We start from the raw sequence: 19,110 nt of genomic DNA, 5'->3' as shown, positions 1-19,110 counted from the left end.
TAGGTGGTTTTATGTTGTTCCGTTCCGTTAGCTTTCTGCTCCTTTCAAGCCTCTTATCATTGAACGTCTTTGCCTACCCGATAGAACAGACCAGTGAAGAGTCCTCCGAGAATCAGTTGCCACTCGATGAGCTGCGCCGTTTTGCGGAGGTATTTAGCAGTATCAAAAAGAGTTACGTCGAACCGGTTACTGATCAGCAGTTATTAGAAGATGCCATTGCCGGCATGGTACGTGGCTTAGATCCGCACTCGGACTACTTGATTAAAGAGGCGTTCGATAACCTGCAAGAACACACGAACGGCGAGTTCGGTGGATTGGGCATCGAAGTCGGTATGAAGGATGGCTTTGTACATGTCATTACGCCGCTGGACGATACCCCTGCTCAAGAGGCCGGTATCAAAGCGGGTGACCTCATCACTAAATTGGGTGATACGCCGGTTCAAGGTATGTCTCTCAGTGACGCAGTGAAATTGATGCGCGGCAAAATTGGTGAGTCGATTCGCATCACCATCATGCGTGAAGGCGTCGATGCCCCCTTTGAAGTTGAGTTGGTTCGTGCAGCAATCAAGATTCGAAGCGTCAGAAGTCGCCTGTTAGAGCCTGGCTTTGGGTATGTGCGAATCAGTGAGTTTCAAGCTAATACAGGTCAGGATCTGTTAGATGCTCTGGCTAAGCTGCAAAAAGATGAGGCGCTTAAAGGGCTTGTCTTGGATCTGCGAAATAACCCTGGTGGCGTGCTTCAGGCGGCTGTTGCGGTGTCGGATGCATTCTTGGATGAAGGTCTGATTGTCTATACAGAGGGCCGCATTGCTCGATCTGAGTTGGAGTTTAATGCCACAGATGATGTGGCGATCGGTAATGTACCGTTAATCGTGCTGATTAATGGTGGGTCCGCATCGGCGTCAGAGATCGTCGCAGGGGCTCTGCAGGATCAAAAACGTGCCGTAATTATGGGAACCCAGAGTTTTGGTAAAGGCTCGGTACAAACGGTTGTTCCGCTGTCAGAAGATCGTGCTGTTAAAATTACGACGGCACGCTACTTTACACCCAATGGACGATCCATTCAGGCGCAGGGTATCAGTCCTGATGTGGTGGTCGAAGACCTACAGCTGGATCGCAAAGCCCCTAATCTAGATCAGGTACGCGAAGTGGATTTGGCAGGTCACCTTGAGAACGAGTCAGAAGAGACAGTTCAATCCTCAGTGCAGTCCGATTTAGCCGGTGATGACTTCCAGCTCTATCAAGCGCTGACTATGCTCAAAGCGTTGAACATCCTTAATCGATGATTGATCAGTGATGAAGGTTCGAAATTTAGGTTGTTCAGGAGGCTTGGCAGAGGGGCTGTTCACCACCAGCTTTCTATTGGATGAGCGCACACTCTTAGATGGGGGCACTGGGGTTGGTCTCCTTAGCTTAGCGCAGATGAACCAAATCGAAACGGTGCTGCTGACCCATGCCCACATGGATCACATAGCGGGCGTCGCCATGATGCTCGCTTCTCTTTCTGAGCATCGTCACAAGCCAATTATCTTAGCGGCACCTAAAGAGGTGTTAGAGGCGGTTAAGGCGCACATATTGAACTGGGTGATCTGGCCAGACTTTTCAAAAATACCCAACGAGCAGACCCCGGTTCTTGAATATCTTGAGCTAGAGCCCTTACAAAGATTGGAGTTAAACGGCTATCAGGTGATGCCGATTCCTCTGTCGCATACGGTGCCGAGTTTTGCCTACCGGATCAGCAAAGGAGAGGGTGCTTTCTGCTTTTTTGGTGATACCGGACCGACCGAGTTGGTGTGGCAAACCCTGAACCAGCAGCCGGTCTCAGATATCTTCATAGAACTCTCCTACCGAAATGACTCTGCCGAACTGGCTGGAATCAGTAAGCACTATACATCGGTTACTTTGGCTGAGGATTTGGCCAGATTAGACGAGGCCAGCAAGGTGCACATCATGCATCTAAAACCGGGGGCGGAAGATCAAATCATTGCAGAGTTTTCTGACCAGTCTAAATCACTGCCTCATAGCTTCGATCTCTGCCAGGAGATCGAAACCTTCAATATTTAACGCGTTGCATCGACCTTGCCGGTGCCACTGATTGGCCAACCGGCCACCGCTTGTGCAATCAGCAGCAAGACAAGCGTGAGCATCGGCAGTGTCCAAGCTTGTTGCCAGTCGTAAAGAGCGCCGATCAGACTCGGTGCGATGCTTGCGAGCAGATAACCGACCCCTTGGACCATGGCTGACAGAGCGGTTGCTTGGCGCATATCATGCGACTTCATCGCGATCAGAGCCAACGCAAGTGAGAGCGAAGCCCCACCATAGGTACCTAAACAAGCGACCCACAAGTAGCGACCTTCAATGGGCGCTAGCCATATTCCAAAAACGCCCACCAAGCCGATTAAGGTGATGATCGCGACAATGCTGCGTTGCGTTGGCAACTTAGCCGCTATCATCGGGGTTAGGAGTGCCGCCGGTATACCGATCATGGTGAAGATGGCGGTCATCAGCCCTGCTTCTGCATCACTTAACCCTGCATCCATAAAGATGCGTGGAAGCCAAGTCGCTAATACATAGAACTGAATAGACTGCAGTCCCATGAAAGAGGCCAAAGACCAAGCTCGTGGTAAACGCCAAACGCTGCTGCTGACACTGTTCGGTGCAGCCGGTTTAAACTTAACCCGCAACATCGGCAGCCAGACCAATAGAGCAATGATCGGCAAGATGGCCCAAACGATCATAGGCACATGCCAATCATTAAAGGCATCTCGCATCGGGATCGCGGAGTAGAAGCTAAACGCGGCCCCTGTGGTTAGCACCAGTGTATAGACACCGGTCAGTGAGCTCGCGTTCTCTGGGAAGAGTCCCTTAACCAATGATGGAATCAGTACATTCAAAATGGCGATGCCGGCCCCCAGTGCTAGCGTGCCAGAGACCATCATCCCGTAGTCGCCAAAGAGGCGTGCCGCTGCGCCTATGCCAAGAGTCAGCAGCGCCAGAGCCACCACTTTCATCGGTGCTAAACGGTTAGCAACCCAGGGCACGACCAGAGAGAATGAGGCAAAACAGAGCAGTGGCAGTGTCATCAAGAAGCCGAACGCGGCAGCTGAAATCCCCAGGTCCGACCGAATATCTTCGACTAGTGGGCCGATAACGACTAGGCCGCCGCGAAGGTTGGCCGCGGCCAGCATCAAGGCAAAGATCGCCGCAAAAAAGCTGAGGCGATCTTTGAAGTAGTTGTTGCCCATCAGTTCGATGGGCTTCTGAAGAGACCGATCGACATGCGGGACCACTGTTCTGGCCAGAACTCAGTGGGGCGTTTCTTGAAGTCCGTTCTAACGTACTGGCGAATGCGACCTTCAGCCGTTGCCAAAATTAGGTTGGCGGTAGAGCCGGCTGGAAGTTGGGTGCGAATACCCTCTTTCAACTCGGCTTCGCGTAAGGTCTGTTTAATTTGCGTCTCGATACGCTCGAACAGTTGATTAATTTGACCGCGCAGACGCTCATTTTCGCCCGAAAGCGCATCACCACCGAGCAGTCGGCACATTCCTGGGTTGCGCTCTGAAAAGGCGAGTAGCAGGGTAATGATCTGCTCAACCTGACGAACGGCGCTGACATCGGATTGTGTGATGGTCTTAATGCGTGTGAATAGGGTCTGTTCGATAAATTCGATTAGCCCTTCAAACATGCGCGCTTTACTTGGGAAGTGGCGGTAGAGAGCCGCTTCTGATACCCCAACATCTTTTGCAAGGGCCGCCGTTGTAATGCGTTGTCCTGGATTGACCTCCAGCATCTGGGCGAGTGCCTGGAGAATCTGGTCGCGTCGTGAAATTTTGGTCTCGCTCATGCTTCCACCTTCAACGATTTGTTAGAGATCAGAGTGCCGACACCTTCATCAGTGAAGATCTCCAGCATGCAGGAGTGCTCGACACGACCGTCGATGATGTGCGCTGAAGTCACGCCTGATTTTACCGCACTCAATGCACAGTCGATTTTAGGCAACATACCGCCGTAGATAGTACCGTCGGCAATTAGAGCATCGACCTGTTGGGTTGAGAGGCCTGTTAACACTTCGCCCTCTTTGTCCATCAAACCTGCAATGTTGGTCAGTAGGATCAGTTTCTCTGCCTGAAGAACCTCTGCAATTTTACCCGCGACTAGGTCCGCATTGATGTTGTATGAGGCACCGTCAGCACCTACGCCGATTGGGGCGATGACTGGAATGATGTCCGAATCCACCAGCATCTCTAGAACGCTGACGTTAACACGCTCAACTTCACCGACGTGACCGATATCGATGATCTCAGGTGCTTCCATCTCAGGCGTCTTGTGTTTCACTTTCAGCTTACGTGCACGAAGCAGGTCGCCATCTTTACCGGTCAGGCCGATCGCTTTACCGCCGGCGGAGTTGATGAGGCCGACAATCTCTTTGTTGACCATGCCGCCGAGAACCATCTCAACCACATCCATGGTTGCCGTATCGGTGACACGCATGCCATTAATGAAGTGAGATTCGATCTTCAATTTGTCGAGTAGATCACCAATCTGCGGGCCACCACCGTGCACAACAATGGGGTTCAGGCCAATCAGTTTCAGCATAACGATGTCGCGTGCAAAGCTGGCTTTTAGCTTCTCATCGGTCATGGCGTTGCCGCCGTATTTAACGACGATGGTTTTACCGACGAAGCGTTGAATATAGGGAAGCGCTTCAGAAAGGACGGTGGCGGTCGAGATCGCTTGTTGGCGTGTTAATGGCATGGTGAAAAAACCTCTAAATCAAATATAAAAATTAGTGACGACCCGAAGAGCCAAAGCCGCCTTCGCCGCGATCCGTTTCAGTAAATTCTTCAACAAATTCAAAATCAGCTTGAACCACAGGAACCAAAACTAACTGTGCGATGCGCTCGCCTGGCTCAACTGTGAAAGTGGTTTGACCACGGTTCCAGCACGATACAAATAGCTGGCCCTGGTAGTCAGAATCGATCAAACCAACCAGGTTGCCAAGCACGATGCCGTGTTTATGTCCCAAGCCAGAACGTGGAAGAATCATCGCACAGAGGCTAGGGTCCTCAATAAAGATCGACATGCCAGTCGGAATAAGTTCGGTTTGGCCTGGCTCTAGAGTCAGCGGTGCTTCAGCACAGGCACGTAGATCCAGACCCGCTGATCCTGTGGTGGCGTAAGTTGGCATGGGAATCGAGTCACCTAGGCGCTTATCTAGGATTTTTACTTGTAGCTTTTGCATATCAATCCATCAATTGTGAAATGTGTGAAATGAGTTGTTCGGCCAATTCGCTCTTACCGGCTTTGGGTAGAGGAAGCTCGCCGTTAGGTCCGACCAGAATGACTTCATTCTGATCAGCATTAAAACCAATATCGGCTTGCGAAACATCGTTAGCAATCACCAGATCCAGCCCTTTGCGAACCAGTTTGCTGCGAGCGTACTCAACAAGATTTTCAGTCTCAGCAGCGAAGCCAATCATCAGTGGGCGCTCAGGTTGCGCGGCAATGGTAGCGATGATGTCTGGATTCTTGGTTAATAGAATCTCCATCACCTCTTCGGCCCCTTTCTTGATCTTCTGCTCTGCGACCAGTTGCGGACGGTAATCGGCCACAGCGGCGGCGCCAATGAAGATGTCCGCCTGTTCTGACGCAATCAAAGCGGCTTCAAGCATCTGCTCTGCTGACTCGACATCAACGCGTCGAACCCCTTTTGGCGTTGGTAGTGATACAGGTCCCGCGATCAAGGTGACTTTGGCGCCCGCTTTAGCAGCTGCAGCAGCCAGCTCGAATCCCATTTTGCCTGAGCTGTGATTCGAGATGAAACGAACTGGGTCGATCGCTTCACGGGTAGGACCGGCGGTGATCACGACGCTCTTCTCATTGAGCGGACCGTTCGCGATGAGATTGGCGCAACTGGCTAGGATTTCAGTGGGCTCAATCATGCGACCAGGCCCCGTATCACCACAAGCTTGCTCACCCGAACCTGGGCCAAATATATTGACGCCTTGAGATAGTAACGTCTCTAAGTTCTGCTGGGTGCGAGGGTCACGCCACATAGCCTGGTTCATTGCTGGCGCTAACGCGATAGGGGCATCCGTCGCCAGACAGAGAGTGGTCAGCAAGTCGTTTGCCATGCCGCCTGCAAATCGAGCCATAAAGTCAGCCGTCGCTGGCGCTACGATGATGAGATCCGCCCAACGGGCCAGTTCAATATGCCCCATGCCCTGTTCAGCTTCCGGATCGAGCAGGGATTGATGCACAGGGTTGCCTGATAGCGCTTGCAGGGTCAGCGGGGTGATGAACTCGGCACCAGCGTCCGTTAGAACAACGCGTACATCCGCGCCGACTCCTTTGAATAGACGCGTCAATTCAGCTGCTTTATACGCTGCAATACCGCCAGTGATACCGATCAAAATGTGGCGGTTAGTAAGTCTATGCATACCTCGAAAGCCTTATAAACAGTGACAATGTTTAAATTGAATTATCTTCTATACTGGGATCAGAGTATAGCGAAATATCGTTCATCACAGGGAGGTGATATGAAAATTTTGGATTGGCCAAGTTCAGAGAGGCCGCGTGAGAGGCTATTACAACAGGGCGCATCGGCGCTGAGTGATGCTGAACTCCTGGCCGTTTTTGTAGGGCAGGGGTTACCGGGCTGCAATGCCGTCGATCTTGGCCGTCAATGGTTGGATCAAGCGGGTAGCTTAAATGCACTGCTCAATAGAGAGTGTGAAAGCTTTATCGATTTGGCCGGCGCCGGCCTTGCTCGGTACGTTCTGCTTCAGGCAGCTCTGGAGCTGGGGAAACGCTACCTAGCCAGTGAAATAGCACAACGTTCGGTGATCGAGAGTCCGGAATCGGTTAAGGCCTATCTTAGCCATGAGCTGGCCGGCGCCAGCCGAGAGCACTTCGGCTGTCTGTTTCTGGATGCACAGCATCGAGTGATTAAATGGCAGGTGCTCTTTTCTGGTACGTTAAATGCGGCTGCGGTCTACCCCAGAGTTATTGTTGAAGCGGCGCTGTCGCTCAACGCCTCAGCCATTATCCTCGCCCATAACCACCCCTCAGGCGTCTGCGAGCCCTCGATGGCCGATCAAACCATTACCCAAAGAATCTCAGAAGCGCTAGCTCTGATCGACATCAAAGTGCTCGATCATCTGATCATAGCGGGCAGCCAATCGATGAGCTTTGCAGAGCGGGGGCTGCTATAGGTCACGGTTTGCCTACGGCAATTCGTTCCTACAGGGTGGGGGTTGCGATGATGCGTCGCGGTTTGCCTGTGGCAATTTGTTCCTACGGGGTGTGGGATGTGATGATGTGTCACGGTTTACCTGCGGCAATTCGTTCCTACAGGGTGGGGGTTGCGATGATGTGTCGCGGTTTGCCTGCGGCAATTCGTTCCTACAGGGTGGCGTTGTAGGAGCGAATTTGAGCGAAGCGAAAAACCGCGAAAATAAAAAACCGCGCATAAAATCGCAAAACACAAACAAATACCGCAAACATAAATTACATAACTCAAGGATGAGTCATGATTAAAAAACCAGGTTACAGTTCGTTAAGAAAAGGCCGTGTTTCGATTCCAGGGCAGATTTATCATCTAACCACGGTGACGCTGGGGCGCCAGTGCTTTTTTGAAGATTTTCATGTGGCTCGATCTCTAGTTAAATGCCTGCACAGTCAACAGATTGAGAGTCTGGCCTATGTCATAATGCCCGATCATTTCCATTGGCTAATTCAACTCAATGAACACTCAGGTTCAATTTCACATGTGATGAGAAAAGTTAAGCTGAGTTTGGTTAAAGGTCAGGGTATCAGCTGGGAAAAAGGCTTTTATGATCGAGCGATTAGGCGATCGGATGATATTGAGAGTATTGCTAGATACATTGTGATGAACCCAGTAAGAGCGGGTTTGGTAACAACAGTCAGAGAATATCCGCATTGGGATGCCATATGGCTTGATTAGACGTGTCACGGTTTGCCTACGGCAATTTGTTTCTTCGGGGTGTGGGTTACGATGATGTGTCACGGTTTGCCTGCGGCAATTCGTTCCTACAGGGTGGAGGTTTCGATTGGGTGTCACGGTTTACCTGCGGCAATTCGTTCCTACGGGGTGTGGGTTACGATGATGTGTCACGGTTTACCTGCGGTAATACGTTCCTACGGGGTGTGGGTTACGATCATTTGTCACGGTTTACCTGTGGCAATTCGTTCCTACGGGGTGTGGGTTACGATGATGTGTCACGGTTTACCTGCGGTAATTCGTTCTTGCGGGGTGGGGGTTGCGATCATGTGTCACGGTTTACCTGCGGTAATTCGTTCTTACGGGGTGGCGTTGTAGGAGCGAATTTGAGCGAAGCGAAAAACCGCGAAATCTAAAAACCGCGAACAAAACCGCAAAACCACGATCTCACATCACTCCTAAGATTGAACAAAAAACAGACAAAAAGGTGGCGTTTGGGGTGGTTCTTCTGTAATATCACGCGCCTCTGTCTCATTGGTACGGGATTTCTGTCTCGTTTTCGGACGCTCCGCCTGAGATTGCCAAGGTTTTCGTTATGAAAGTGGCATTCAATAAATATCTGACAGAGTAAAAGAAAACACTATTAACTGAGGTTTTAAAATGTCTCGAGTATGTATGGTTACTGGCAAATCCCCAGTAACAGGAAACAACGTTTCCCACTCACAACGTAAAACACGTCGTCGCTTCCTACCAAACCTGCACTGGCACCGTTTTTGGGTAGAGAGCGAAAACAAATTCGTTCGTCTACGCGTATCTTCTAAAGGTATGCGCATCATCGACAAGAAAGGCATCGACGCTGTTCTTGTTGACGTTCGTAAAAATGGCAACAAAGTCTAAGCATAAGGAGCTAAGTCATGGCTAAAGGCGCACGCGAAAAGATCCGACTAGTCTCTTCTGCAGGTACTGGTCACTTCTACACTACAGATAAGAACAAGCGTAACACTCCGGACAAATTCGAATTCAAGAAATACGATCCGGTTGTTCGTAAGCACGTTATCTACAAGGAAGCTAAGATCAAGTAATTGATACAGCATCCCAAAGATACCCGCATTCGGTTACACTGATGCGGGTATTTTTTTGCCCAGCGTTTACCCATTTAAGGATGTTCGCATGACTAAGTCATGGATGAGTGTTGTACCTTTTGCATTTGTTCTGCTTTGGAGCACCGGCTTTATCGGTGCTCGATACGGTTTGCCCTATATTGAACCGTTTAACTACCTATTTATCCGTATGCTGTTCACGTTGGCGGTCTTCTTTTTATTGATTCAGATCTTCCGTGGACGTTGGCCGAGCTGGGATGTCGCTAAACATCAGTTGGTTACGGGATCGTTGATTCATGCAGGCTATTTGGGTGGCGTATTTGCAGCCATCAAGTTGGATATGCCGGCCGGTGTAACGGCGATTATTGTCGGTCTGCAGCCGCTACTGACCGCCTTTATCTCACAGATATGGCTCAAGTCGAAGTTGAGCCCTATGGGTTGGGTTGGGTTGTGGCTTGGCTTGATCGGCGTCGTGACAGTGCTCTGGTCAGGTGTGGCGGATGAGGAGATTACCCTTACGGCGGGAGCGATCACGGCCGCCTTGGTGGCACTCTTTGCGATCTCTATTGGCACTCTCTATCAGAAACGTTTTGGTGGGGGGGCGGATCTTCTTACTGGATCGTTCATTCAATACGTGATGACGGCGATTATCATGGGCGCTTTAACCTTCGCTTTTGAGACTCAAGAGGTGGTTTGGCACATTGAGTTAATTGGCGCGTTGACCTGGTTGGTGCTTGGTCTGTCGCTCTCTGCTATTTTGCTATTGATGTTGATGATTCGTGAAGGTGAGTCAGCCAAAGTAGCCAGCTATTTCTATCTTGTTCCGCCCGCAACAGCGCTAGAAGCTTGGTATCTGTTTGATGAGCGTCTGTCGATGCTAACCTTGGTGGGTGTGGCTGTGACGGTGCTAGGTGTCTTTTTAACCCAACGTGCGGCTAAGGTGAGTTAAGTGCCAGAGTTACCCGAAGTAGAGACAACACGACGAGGCATAGAGCCGCACATTGATCAGCAGCGTGTGGCCGATTTTGTGGTGCGTGAGCCTCGTTTGCGTTGGTCTGTGCCTAGTGAAATTCCTAAAAACATCGTTGAAAAAAAGGTTAATAGCGTCGAACGTCGAGGAAAATATATCCTGATACGTTTTGATGAGGGCGATCTCATGGTGCACTTGGGTATGTCAGGTAGCTTGAGAGTTCTTCCCAAAGGAACAGAACCGGCCAAACATGATCATGTGGATCTCGTGATGGAAAATGGCTTGTTGGTGCGCCTAACCGATCCTCGCCGTTTCGGTTCTGTGCTCTGGCAACCCAAAGGTGAGACGCACAAGTTATTGGAGAAGCTAGGCCCAGAGCCTCTGTCCGATGCATTTAACGTGGATTATCTGTTTAAGGCGTCACGTAATCGCTCTCTAGCCATCAAGCAGTTCATCATGACCTCTGAAGTCGTCGTCGGTGTTGGCAACATTTATGCTAATGAGTCTCTCTTTAGAGCGGGTATCGATCCGCGTAAGCCGGCGGGTAAGGTGTCAAAACAGCGTTATGAGCGTTTGGTCGGCGAGATTAAGAGCGTGCTTGAGTACGCCATCACGCGCGGTGGTACTACCTTAAGGGATTTCCTCTCCAGTGACGGCAAGCCAGGTTATTTTGCGCAAGAGCTCTCGGTCTACGGTCGAGGCGGTGAGGCCTGTAAATCCTGTGGCTCGACGCTTAAAGAGATTCGTCAGGGTCAACGGGCGACGGTATTTTGTCCTAGGTGTCAGCGTTAATGAGCTTTAGGCAGGCGTTCCCCGTTGAGACGGTAGAGCAGAAGGCTCGTCGTCAGGGGTTGGGTATTTCGGATGCGCTGACACATCGTGAAGTGTGGCGATTGGATGCCAGCATTAATGTCGAGATCTACCCTGTCTCGCACAGCGCCCCCAATATTCTGTTTCTCGCAGGGATCGGCACCTATGTCGAGCTCTATGCTGAATTAGCTGTAGCCCTTAATCAGCAGGGTTTTAATGTGATTGCGGTCGATCCTCCGGGACACGGCTACTCTGCAGGTAATCGCGGTCGATATACTGTTGAACAGTTCCAGCATCACCTTTCCCATGTGCTGAATGCCCTTGAATCCCGCTTTACCGGTCCATGGTCCGTCTATGGTTACTCGATAGGGGCTGTCACGGCGGTTGCGTTGGCTGAGCTAGATCAGCGCATTCAATCGGTGCTCTGTACCACGCTGCTGTTAGGGCAAGAGCCTCCCGATATGATGTATGCCTTGGGTTGGAGCTGGACTCGCTTCAGCGCTCTGTGGTTTCCCAATATGCGCCTGCCACTTAAGAGCTTTATCGATTTTGAGTCGCTTCTGGGTGATCACCCCGCAGGGCCCTACATCAATGACGATCCATTGATTATCTTTGACTACCCTCTGGCAACGCTTGCTTCACTGTTTACCCATCAAGCTGGGATTGCTGATTCGGTGTTCCCATTTACATTGATCAATCTGCAAGGTGATCATGATGAGGTGTTATCCAAAGAGTATGCGCTACGTGTGGCTAATAGGATTAAGCAGCCGATGCATTTGGAGTTCATTGAAGGGGCTGGGCATATGATGCCCTGGGATGATCCCGAGGATCTGGCGCATCGCATCGCATTGCTGTTGGGCAAATAGCAGGCAAAAAAATAGGGCGGCCACTCCATGGCACGCCCTGTTGGAAGACTTTCCTTGCAACCTAGTCGCGTCCTGCGATGTCCCTGTGTTGCTTTACTTCCATTGAAACCAATCCTTGGTCTCACCGGGTCAATCCATGACCTCAGTTATTCCGTGGTGCGTACTTTAGGGATTGAGATAGGGTTTGTATATAGTCATAACAGCTAAAAAGAGGTTATTTAGATATTATTTAGTTATATGTAAATAACCAAAGCCATTTTTGTGTCGATTTGTTGGTCGGCGGGTTAGTCTTGCCGCCATCTTGAGCGTTATACTTGTTAAAAATCATCTACTAATGAGGTGTCTCGTGGCATTCGATCCTAGCCAACGCATTTTTCCACTCACTCGCATGCGTCGTATGCGTGCTAGCACTTTCTCTCGTGATTTGATGCGTGAGAACCAGCTGACAGCCCAAGATCTGATCTACCCAATGTTTGTGATTGAGGGCGAAGGTGAGCGTGAAACGGTCCCCTCTATGCCGGGTGTTGAGCGACTCAGCATTGATCTGCTTGTTGATGCCTGTCAGGAAGCTTATGAACTAGGTATTCCTGCCGTGGCTCTATTCCCAGTCACACCTGCATCCGCTAAGTCTGAAATGGCCGAAGAGGCATTCAATCCAGAGGGTTTGGCACAGCGTGCCGTGCGAGCGATCAAAGCAAAATTACCAGAACTGGGTGTGATTACTGACGTTGCGTTGGATCCATTTACTACCCATGGACAGGACGGCATCATCGATGAAGAGGGTTACGTACTCAATGACATCACTGTTGATGTATTGGTGAAGCAGGCGCTCTCACACGCTGAAGCGGGCGCTGATGTGGTGGCCCCGAGTGATATGATGGATGGCCGTATTCAGGCGATCCGTGAAGCGCTAGAGGCCGGTGGTCATGTCAATACTCGCATCCTTGCCTACTCTGCCAAGTATGCAAGTGCTTACTACGGTCCTTTCCGTGACGCAGTAGGCTCTGCCGGTAATCTTGGCAAAGGCAATAAATACAGCTACCAGATGGACCCTGCTAACAGCGATGAAGCCCTGCACGAGGTTGCTCTCGATCTAGCTGAGGGTGCTGATATGGTGATGGTAAAACCGGGTATGCCCTATCTTGATATCGTGCGCCGTGTGAAAACTGAGCTACGTGTGCCTACCTATGCTTACCAAGTGAGCGGCGAATATGCGATGCACATGGCGGCGTTTCAAAATGGCTGGTTGGATGAGGAGTCGGTGATGATGGAGTCACTGCTGGCATTCAAACGAGCAGGTGCCGATGGCATCTTGACCTACTTTGCCGTTAAAGCGGCACGCCTGCTTAAATCGAAGGCTTAACCGCTGTTAAGTGATCTGCCTCTGTTGCGATTTGAAATCATCCAGCAGAGGCGCAAATCCGGCTTTGTAGTCCTGGTATCGACAGACAAAGCCACTCTCCCTCATCGCTCTGTTAGCGATGCGTTTATTCCCGCCACGCTGTATCGGCTCCTGATGATGGGCTGCCACGCCCAGTTGCTCTGCAAGCCACTTGGTAATCTCATGAATCGGTGCTGGGTGACCGTCGCTGGCTAAATAGAGTTCTTTCAGTGGTTGTTGGTCGATCGCTTTGCCAATTAAGTGCACAACAAAATCGGCCAAGTCGTCACTGTGTATACGATTGCTAAAATGAGTCGGCGTCTCTAACGCAATGGTTCCACTGAGGATGCGTTTTAGAAGGTGGGTACGGCCAGGGCCGTATATGCCGCTGCTGCGGATCAGGGTGCAAGCTGATCGCTGTTTAAACTGTGATTCGCCTTCCAAAAGTAGAACGGAGTGCGCCGTGTTAGGTTCAGCAGCGCTGAATTCATCAATCCACTCACCACGGTTTTGAGCATAGACGCCGGTTGAGCTAACCACAAAAGAGCGTATCGGTGCAGTTGGCAGTGCTTTTAATATGGCAGCCGGGGCATCGACGTATATCTGTCGGTAGTGCTCAATATCGCGTGATTTTGCGGCGGCCGAGAAGATGACGTAATCGACTTCTGGAAGGGGCGGGAGATTTTCAATTTCATAAAAGTCGCACGCTATTGGTTGTACGCCTTCCGATAGCTGGTCTATATTACGTCTAAGACCATAGACCTTATGTTGTTGACTGATGAGCTTGGTTGCAATGGTATTGCCCAAGTCACCACAGCCAATGATTAGAAAACGTTTCGACACGGTAGTGTTCTCCCTTTAGTCGTTAAAGATTACCAGAGGATCGAAAATGACGCTTACAGAACTTCGCTACATCGTCACGCTAGCTCGTGAACAGCACTTCGGCCATGCCGCCGAAAAATGCTTTGTCAGTCAGCCGACGCTCTCTATCGCCGTTAAAAAGCTGGAAGATGAGCTCGGTGTCGCGTTGTTTGAACGCAGTAAAAACGCCGTACGCGTGACGCCCATAGGTGACAAAGTAGTGCGTCAAGCACAGCGCGTATTAGAGCAGGCTGAAGCGATTAAAGAGCTCTCCCGTGAAGGTAAAGATCAGCTGGCTACCCCGTTACGTGTGGGTGCGATTTACACCATCGGTCCCTACCTTTTCCCTCGTCTAATTCCCGAAGTTCAGCAGATTGCTCCGCAAATGCCTCTCTACATCGAGGAGAATTTGACCGAAGTTCTTCGAAGCAAAATACGCACTGGTGAGTTGGATGCGATCATCATCGCGTTGCCTTTCCATGAGCCCGATGTGCTGACTCGGGCGGTTTATGATGAGACCTTCAGTTTAATTACTCCAAAAGGGCATGAGCTGAGCAAAGCGGGCTCAGTGGACTCTCAGAAGTTGAACGAGCTGGATATGCTGCTGCTAGGTGAGGGGCACTGTTTCAGGGATCAGGTACTGGAGGCCTGCCCAAGCTTGAATCAGTCGTTCCATGATCAACACAGAGTCACTGAAGGCAGTTCACTAGAGACCATTCGTATGATGGTCGCCTCTGGCTTAGGAACCAGCGTGTTACCAGAGTCGGCTTTAGCGAACCACCCCTCCAATGCGTTGGTTGATATTGTGCCGTTCAATGATCCCAAACCGATGCGATCGGTTGCTGTTGCTTGGCGTGCCAGCTTCCCTCGTCCACAGGCGATTGATGTGTTGGTTGATGCCATCGCTAAGTGCCGAGCGTTGGATAGTTAACTGGCCGTGTCTTCTCAGGTAGCCCATCGAAAGGTCACTGAGCTAAAGGGTGTTGGCGCTGCGCTAGCGTCCAAACTTGGCAATCTAGGTATTCATAACTTTCAGGATCTGCTGTTTCACTTGCCGTTGCGCTACCAAGATCGAACGCGCATCACTGCGATAGGAGCGATGCGCCCCGGTGATGAGGTGGTGGTTGAGGCGCGTGTAATCGCGTGTGACATCGTGATGGGGCGCCGCCGAAGCCTGGTCTGCCGTATTCAGGATGGCACTGGTACCCTAACTCTGCGTTTTTTCCACTTCAGCGCTGCGCAAAAGAGCGGCTTGATCAATGCGGATATTCGCTGTTTTGGCGAGGTGCGCCCTGGTGCAAATGGTTTAGAACTGATTCATCCCGAGTACAAGCTGATGAAGGGCGATGGCTTTGATCAGTTGGAAGAGACGCTGACCCCAATCTATCCATTGACTGAAGGTTTGACTCAACCGCGCCTTAGAAGCCTGGTAGGGCAGGCACTCTCCGCTTTAGGTTCTGAACCCTTAGATGAGTTGCTGCCGGACTCTGAGCTAGCGCGCAACCATTACCCCTCACTAACCGATGCCGTGCGCTTTCTTCACCAGCCTCCTGTTGGTGTGGATTTGGAGTCGCTACTTGAAGGGCAGCATCCAGCGCAGAGACGCTTAGCTTTCGAAGAGTTATTGGCACATAACCTATCGCTTCGCGTGGTACGTCATCAGATGCAGACGCAAGGTGCGCCAGCGCTGAAATCGACGGGTCGACTCACGCTGCCGTTTCTAGATCGGCTGCCTTTTTCACTTACAGAGGCTCAGCTTCGTGTGGCACGAGAGGTGGCCCGTGATATGGGGCGCCCTTTGCCGATGTTGCGGTTGGTGCAGGGTGATGTGGGCTCAGGTAAGACCATGATTGCTGTATTGGCCGCGTTACAAGCGGTTGAAAACGGCAAACAAGCGGCGGTTATGGCTCCGACAGAAATTCTGGCCGAACAGCATCTAATCAACTTTAAAAGTTGGCTGGAGCCGCTTGGGATTAAGGTCTCGTGGTTGGCGGGTAAGGTAAAAGGTAAAGCACGGGAAGCGGCATTAGCTGAGATCAGTGGTGGTGAGGCTCAGGTGGTTGTCGGAACCCACGCCCTGTTTCAAAATGAGGTCGCCTTCCATGATCTGGCGATGGTTGTGATTGATGAGCAGCATCGATTTGGCGTCGATCAGAGGCTAAGTTTGCGTGAAAAGGGGCGAAATGACGGTAAAATACCTCATCAGCTCATAATGACCGCTACCCCCATCCCTCGTACACTAGCAATGAGTGCTTACGCTGACCTGGACTGCTCCATCATCGATGAGCTACCACCGGGCCGAACGCCAGTGCAAACGGTCGTGATTGATGACAGTCGTCGCGATCGAGTGGTTGAGCGCGTTGAACAGAACTGCAAACAGGGCCTGCAGGCCTATTGGGTCTGTACGCTGGTAGAGGAGTCCGAAGCGCTGCAGTGTCAGGCAGCCGAAACGACTGCCGAAGAGCTGCGCGAGGCTCTGCCCGATCTTAGAATTGGTCTGGTGCATGGTCGTCTGAAACCGGCCGAAAAAGCGGATGTGATGGCGCAATTCAAAGCGCATGAGTTGGATCTTTTGGTGGCTACGACGGTGATTGAGGTCGGCGTAGACGTTCCGAATTCGAGTTTAATGATCATCGAGAACCCCGAACGACTGGGATTATCACAGTTGCATCAGTTACGCGGCCGTGTAGGTCGAGGGTCGCGAGAGAGTTTTTGTGTTTTGATGTATCATGCGCCTCTTTCGCAGCAGGGTCGCGACCGTTTGGCAATCATGCGTGAGACCAGTGACGGTTTCCGTATTGCAGAGCGTGATCTTGAGTTGCGAGGCCCGGGTGAGGTGTTAGGCACCCGCCAGACAGGCATGATGAGTTTCAGAATCGCCGATCTGCAACGTGACGCTGACATGCTCGACAGTGTCCAGCAGACAGCAGAGCGCATAGAGACATCAACAGAATTAACCCGTCAGCTGTGTGATCGATGGATCCTCAATGCTGATCAATACGCACAGGTTTAAGATGCAACCAACAGAGAGACAGCTTCAAATAGTACGCCAGCAGATCGGTCGCGAGCCTCGCGGTATCGAGGCGATAGCGGCACAAACCCCTAGTGGTGTGCCATTGGTGTTACAGATGCGAAGCCTGATCGATGATAAGCCTTTCCCAACCCTCTATTGGCTGAGCAGTAAGGATTTAAGTGTTGAGATCAGTCGTGTCGAGATGACGGGCTGGATTAAGCGTTTTGAGGAGGAGCTGCAAGAGGATGCAGAGCTTCGTGATACCTACATGGCGCAGCAGAAACACTACATGGAGCGCCGCTGGGAACTGATGCGTCCGGAGGACAGACAGCGAATCGAAACTCTTGGGTTCACTAAGATGTTCAACGAGGTAGGCATTGGCGGTATTGCTAACTGGGACAAAGTTCGTTGTCTGCACATGAACTACGCCTACCACTTGGTGGAGCCCAATGTGGTTGGCCAGCGTCTTGATCAAGAGTTTCAGATGAACGAGCTGGCGCCGGAGTTTTAGGTTAATCAGGCACAAAAAAACGCGACCCAAGGTCGCGTTTTTTTGTCTTTGAGTTCGATTAGCCAACCAGCTTCTCGTACTTGATCATCAGTTGCTCTTCAGTTTCAACGTGATCAGGATCTTTTGGAATACAGTCAACCGGACAAACCTCAACACACTGTGGCGTGTCGTAGTGGCCTACACACTCAGTACATTTACTTGGCTCGATCTCGTAGATCTCATCCCCTGGGCTGATCGCCTCGTTAGGACATTCTGGTTCACACACATCACAGTTGATGCATTCGTCGGTAATCATTAGTGCCATCGTGTCTACCTCACTCTAGGCTCAAATCTAAACTAGTTAGAAAAATGTCGTTTCAATGCCGCATCGACAGCCGGATGAACAAACTCTGTCACGTCTCCACCTAATGACGCGATTTCGCGAATCAGCGTCGATGAGATGTACGACAAGTGTTCAGCCGGTGTTAAAAACAGGCTCTCAGCTTGTGGAGCCAACTTTCGGTTCATATTGGCAAGCTGAAACTCATATTCAAAATCTGAAACCGCTCGCAAACCTCGTAAAATGACGTCGCATTGCTGATCTTTCAAAAGATCGATCAGTAGGCTGTTAAAGCCAACCACTTCTACGTTGTCGAGGTGTGCCAAGGATTCGCGTGCAAGTTCTACTCGAACATCCAAATCCAGCAGGGGACGTTTTTTTGGGCTCTCTGCCACAGCTACTACAATCTGACCAAACAGTTTGGAGGCTCTCTCCACCAAATCTACATGGCCGTTCGTAATAGGATCAAACGTTCCTGGGTAAGCTACCCTTTTCATCCCAGCTACTCCTAATAGCGGTAATATTCCCGCGGATGGTAACGGAATTGCGTCAAGGCGACAAATTATAGGAGAAACTTTTAATAATTAATAGATATATTAAATTATTTATCTATAACTAAAATTAATTTCTTTTATACAAGCGGTAGCTGACGTCACCTGCCTGTTTGTCGCGATACAGTTGCCAGTTATCTGGAACTAATAGGGTACTTAGCGATCTCTCAGTCTCTATATATATCATCGATCCATCTGCAAGAACTTGATTTTCCTCAAGTAGCTGACAGATGCCTGAAACTAAGTCTTTGTTGAAGGGGGGGTCTAAGAAGACCAGGTCGTATCGAAATTCACGGCTCGCTTGCTGCAGGAGCCATTGAGTAGCGTCTGTTTCGAGCACTTCAGCGTTTTGTGCCTTCAGCTCTTGCAGATTGTGTTTAAGTGAATTGCAGACCAAGCGCGATGCATCAATCAGTGTGGCGTGAGCTGCACCGCGCGACAGCGCTTCAAACGCCAGCGCACCGCTGCCGCTAAACAGATCCAGGCATTTGGCTGCTGGTGTGTTAGCTTGTAACCAGTTGAATAGCGTTTCTCGAACCCGATCCGGTGTTGGGCGAAGTCCTTCACTCTCTGGAAAGCTCAGTTTTCGTGAGCGCCAATCTCCGCCGATGATGCGAACGAACGAGTCATTTGCTCGATTATGAGGGGCGGGTTTGCTGTTTCTGTTGCGTCTAGGGCTCATTGAAAAAGGTCTCTGCCAAAGCAGTTTTAGGTAAACAGAAATTTTAACCTCAGCTTAGGCTAATAGATAGGCTTTCACAGCGT

Annotated in this window: 22 protein-coding genes; 13 read left to right on the top strand and 9 right to left on the bottom strand. The window is 50.7% G+C overall.

All coding sequences use genetic code 11. The features are described 5' to 3' along the window. Positions 1 to 11: 11 nt before the first annotated feature. On the top strand, positions 12 to 1,286 hold the full coding sequence (locus XMA127_RS10765; RefSeq protein WP_173484173.1) for a S41 family peptidase: 1,275 nt from the start codon (positions 12 to 14) through the stop codon (positions 1,284 to 1,286). Between the two features lie 10 nt (positions 1,287 to 1,296). Beyond that, entirely contained in the window at positions 1,297 to 2,064 is a 768-nt protein-coding gene (locus XMA127_RS10760) for a 3',5'-cyclic-nucleotide phosphodiesterase (RefSeq protein WP_173506907.1), read from the top strand. Here the strand turns inward: XMA127_RS10760 and XMA127_RS10755 are convergent. From XMA127_RS10755 to coaBC, 5 genes are read right to left on the bottom strand one after another with little or no spacing between them, the layout of a single operon-like run. After that, positions 2,061 to 3,245, bottom strand: a complete 1,185-nt coding sequence (locus XMA127_RS10755; RefSeq protein WP_173484171.1) for an MFS transporter — start codon at positions 3,243 to 3,245, stop codon at positions 2,061 to 2,063. The two genes, XMA127_RS10760 and XMA127_RS10755, sit on opposite strands and share 4 nt — an antisense overlap. Next, a complete protein-coding gene (gene slmA / locus XMA127_RS10750) occupies positions 3,245 to 3,844 on the bottom strand; it encodes a nucleoid occlusion factor SlmA (RefSeq protein ID WP_173481870.1) in 600 nt (199 codons plus the stop codon). The genes XMA127_RS10755 and slmA overlap by 1 nt, the downstream gene beginning before the upstream one ends. Further along, positions 3,841 to 4,755, bottom strand: coding sequence for an acetylglutamate kinase (gene argB / locus XMA127_RS10745; protein ID WP_173481871.1), 915 nt, complete (start codon positions 4,753 to 4,755; stop codon positions 3,841 to 3,843). Before argB ends, slmA begins: the two co-directional genes overlap by 4 nt. A gap of 31 nt (positions 4,756 to 4,786) precedes the next feature. Then, positions 4,787 to 5,242 carry a dUTP diphosphatase gene (gene dut, locus XMA127_RS10740; RefSeq protein ID WP_173499189.1) on the bottom strand — a complete coding sequence of 152 codons (456 nt, stop codon included), beginning with the start codon at positions 5,240 to 5,242 and terminating at the stop codon, positions 4,787 to 4,789. Between the two features lies 1 nt (position 5,243). Next, the gene (gene coaBC, locus XMA127_RS10735; RefSeq protein ID WP_173482628.1) at positions 5,244 to 6,440 is read right to left on the bottom strand and encodes a bifunctional phosphopantothenoylcysteine decarboxylase/phosphopantothenate--cysteine ligase CoaBC; all 1,197 of its coding nucleotides are present in this window, start codon (positions 6,438 to 6,440) and stop codon (positions 5,244 to 5,246) included. A 99-nt stretch (positions 6,441 to 6,539) separates the two neighbouring features. Here coaBC and radC point away from each other — a divergent pair, with 99 nt between their 5' ends. The 8 genes from radC to hemB all read left to right on the top strand — a co-directional run bounded on the left by radC (position 6,540) and on the right by hemB (position 13,072). Then, on the top strand, positions 6,540 to 7,214 hold the full coding sequence (gene radC, locus XMA127_RS10730) for a DNA repair protein RadC (RefSeq protein WP_173481874.1): 675 nt from the start codon (positions 6,540 to 6,542) through the stop codon (positions 7,212 to 7,214). Positions 7,215 to 7,531: 317 nt separating this feature from the next. Then, positions 7,532 to 7,966, top strand: a complete 435-nt coding sequence (locus XMA127_RS10725; protein ID WP_173481875.1) for a transposase — start codon at positions 7,532 to 7,534, stop codon at positions 7,964 to 7,966. Between the two features lie 657 nt (positions 7,967 to 8,623). Then, positions 8,624 to 8,860, top strand: coding sequence for a 50S ribosomal protein L28 (rpmB, locus tag XMA127_RS10720; RefSeq protein ID WP_173481876.1), 237 nt, complete (start codon positions 8,624 to 8,626; stop codon positions 8,858 to 8,860). A 17-nt stretch (positions 8,861 to 8,877) separates the two neighbouring features. Further along, the gene (gene rpmG / locus XMA127_RS10715; RefSeq protein WP_027854336.1) at positions 8,878 to 9,045 is read left to right on the top strand and encodes a 50S ribosomal protein L33; all 168 of its coding nucleotides are present in this window, start codon (positions 8,878 to 8,880) and stop codon (positions 9,043 to 9,045) included. Between the two features lie 88 nt (positions 9,046 to 9,133). Continuing rightward, on the top strand, positions 9,134 to 10,012 hold the full coding sequence (locus tag XMA127_RS10710) for a DMT family transporter (protein WP_173481877.1): 879 nt from the start codon (positions 9,134 to 9,136) through the stop codon (positions 10,010 to 10,012). After that, positions 10,013 to 10,825 carry a bifunctional DNA-formamidopyrimidine glycosylase/DNA-(apurinic or apyrimidinic site) lyase gene (gene mutM, locus XMA127_RS10705; RefSeq protein WP_173481878.1) on the top strand — a complete coding sequence of 271 codons (813 nt, stop codon included), beginning with the start codon at positions 10,013 to 10,015 and terminating at the stop codon, positions 10,823 to 10,825. Beyond that, positions 10,825 to 11,709, top strand: a complete 885-nt coding sequence (locus tag XMA127_RS10700; protein WP_173481879.1) for an alpha/beta hydrolase — start codon at positions 10,825 to 10,827, stop codon at positions 11,707 to 11,709. The genes mutM and XMA127_RS10700 overlap by 1 nt, the downstream gene beginning before the upstream one ends. A 346-nt stretch (positions 11,710 to 12,055) precedes the next feature. Then, entirely contained in the window at positions 12,056 to 13,072 is a 1,017-nt protein-coding gene (gene hemB / locus XMA127_RS10695; protein ID WP_371731467.1) for a porphobilinogen synthase, read from the top strand. A 6-nt stretch (positions 13,073 to 13,078) separates the two neighbouring features. Here the strand turns inward: hemB and XMA127_RS10690 are convergent, their stop codons facing one another. Beyond that, positions 13,079 to 13,933 carry an NAD-dependent epimerase/dehydratase family protein gene (locus XMA127_RS10690; protein WP_173482625.1) on the bottom strand — a complete coding sequence of 285 codons (855 nt, stop codon included), beginning with the start codon at positions 13,931 to 13,933 and terminating at the stop codon, positions 13,079 to 13,081. 46 nt (positions 13,934 to 13,979) lie between these two features. Between XMA127_RS10690 and XMA127_RS10685 the strand changes: the two genes are divergently transcribed. The 3 genes from XMA127_RS10685 to XMA127_RS10675 are packed head-to-tail and all read left to right on the top strand — an operon-like array spanning position 13,980 to position 17,475. Then, positions 13,980 to 14,882 carry a hydrogen peroxide-inducible genes activator gene (locus XMA127_RS10685; RefSeq protein WP_173482624.1) on the top strand — a complete coding sequence of 301 codons (903 nt, stop codon included), beginning with the start codon at positions 13,980 to 13,982 and terminating at the stop codon, positions 14,880 to 14,882. A 6-nt stretch (positions 14,883 to 14,888) separates the two neighbouring features. Then, on the top strand, positions 14,889 to 16,964 hold the full coding sequence (gene recG / locus XMA127_RS10680) for an ATP-dependent DNA helicase RecG (protein ID WP_173499188.1): 2,076 nt from the start codon (positions 14,889 to 14,891) through the stop codon (positions 16,962 to 16,964). Beyond that, positions 16,939 to 17,475, top strand: a complete 537-nt coding sequence (locus XMA127_RS10675) for a DUF501 domain-containing protein (protein WP_254442848.1) — start codon at positions 16,939 to 16,941, stop codon at positions 17,473 to 17,475. The genes recG and XMA127_RS10675 overlap by 26 nt, the downstream gene beginning before the upstream one ends. A gap of 58 nt (positions 17,476 to 17,533) precedes the next feature. On the opposite strand, the gene XMA127_RS10670 is transcribed toward XMA127_RS10675, so the two are convergent. The 3 genes from XMA127_RS10670 to rsmD form a co-directional block, all read right to left on the bottom strand. After that, entirely contained in the window at positions 17,534 to 17,779 is a 246-nt protein-coding gene (locus XMA127_RS10670) for a YfhL family 4Fe-4S dicluster ferredoxin (protein WP_173481884.1), read from the bottom strand. A 32-nt stretch (positions 17,780 to 17,811) separates the two neighbouring features. Next, on the bottom strand, positions 17,812 to 18,291 hold the full coding sequence (coaD, locus tag XMA127_RS10665; RefSeq protein WP_173488773.1) for a pantetheine-phosphate adenylyltransferase: 480 nt from the start codon (positions 18,289 to 18,291) through the stop codon (positions 17,812 to 17,814). Between the two features lie 124 nt (positions 18,292 to 18,415). After that, on the bottom strand, positions 18,416 to 19,027 hold the full coding sequence (rsmD, locus tag XMA127_RS10660) for a 16S rRNA (guanine(966)-N(2))-methyltransferase RsmD (RefSeq protein ID WP_173499187.1): 612 nt from the start codon (positions 19,025 to 19,027) through the stop codon (positions 18,416 to 18,418). Positions 19,028 to 19,110: the final 83 nt, after the last annotated feature.

This window comes from Marinobacterium sp. xm-a-127, from assembly GCF_013283425.1.
Classification (GTDB): Bacteria; Pseudomonadota; Gammaproteobacteria; order Pseudomonadales; family Balneatricaceae; genus Marinobacterium_E.
The sequence above is the reverse complement of the archived record's forward strand: the minus strand, read 5'-3'. Positions and strand labels throughout refer to the sequence as shown.

Excerpts from the sequence above, each read along its gene's own strand:
- XMA127_RS10765 (WP_173484173.1), top strand. The coding sequence starts at position 12 with ATGTTGTTCCGTTCCGTTAGCTTTCTGCTCCTTTCAAGCCTCTTATCA.
- XMA127_RS10760 (WP_173506907.1), top strand. The coding sequence starts at position 1,297 with ATGAAGGTTCGAAATTTAGGTTGTTCAGGAGGCTTGGCAGAGGGGCTG.
- XMA127_RS10755 (WP_173484171.1), bottom strand. The coding sequence starts at position 3,245 with ATGGGCAACAACTACTTCAAAGATCGCCTCAGCTTTTTTGCGGCGATC.
- slmA (WP_173481870.1), bottom strand. The coding sequence starts at position 3,844 with ATGAGCGAGACCAAAATTTCACGACGCGACCAGATTCTCCAGGCACTC.
- argB (WP_173481871.1), bottom strand. The coding sequence starts at position 4,755 with ATGCCATTAACACGCCAACAAGCGATCTCGACCGCCACCGTCCTTTCT.
- dut (WP_173499189.1), bottom strand. The coding sequence starts at position 5,242 with ATGCAAAAGCTACAAGTAAAAATCCTAGATAAGCGCCTAGGTGACTCG.
- coaBC (WP_173482628.1), bottom strand. The coding sequence starts at position 6,440 with ATGCATAGACTTACTAACCGCCACATTTTGATCGGTATCACTGGCGGT.
- radC (WP_173481874.1), top strand. The coding sequence starts at position 6,540 with ATGAAAATTTTGGATTGGCCAAGTTCAGAGAGGCCGCGTGAGAGGCTA.
- XMA127_RS10725 (WP_173481875.1), top strand. The coding sequence starts at position 7,532 with ATGATTAAAAAACCAGGTTACAGTTCGTTAAGAAAAGGCCGTGTTTCG.
- rpmB (WP_173481876.1), top strand. The coding sequence starts at position 8,624 with ATGTCTCGAGTATGTATGGTTACTGGCAAATCCCCAGTAACAGGAAAC.
- rpmG (WP_027854336.1), top strand. The coding sequence starts at position 8,878 with ATGGCTAAAGGCGCACGCGAAAAGATCCGACTAGTCTCTTCTGCAGGT.
- XMA127_RS10710 (WP_173481877.1), top strand. The coding sequence starts at position 9,134 with ATGACTAAGTCATGGATGAGTGTTGTACCTTTTGCATTTGTTCTGCTT.
- XMA127_RS10700 (WP_173481879.1), top strand. The coding sequence starts at position 10,825 with ATGAGCTTTAGGCAGGCGTTCCCCGTTGAGACGGTAGAGCAGAAGGCT.
- XMA127_RS10685 (WP_173482624.1), top strand. The coding sequence starts at position 13,980 with ATGACGCTTACAGAACTTCGCTACATCGTCACGCTAGCTCGTGAACAG.
- XMA127_RS10675 (WP_254442848.1), top strand. The coding sequence starts at position 16,939 with ATGCTGATCAATACGCACAGGTTTAAGATGCAACCAACAGAGAGACAG.
- XMA127_RS10670 (WP_173481884.1), bottom strand. The coding sequence starts at position 17,779 with ATGGCACTAATGATTACCGACGAATGCATCAACTGTGATGTGTGTGAA.
- coaD (WP_173488773.1), bottom strand. The coding sequence starts at position 18,291 with ATGAAAAGGGTAGCTTACCCAGGAACGTTTGATCCTATTACGAACGGC.
- rsmD (WP_173499187.1), bottom strand. The coding sequence starts at position 19,027 with ATGAGCCCTAGACGCAACAGAAACAGCAAACCCGCCCCTCATAATCGA.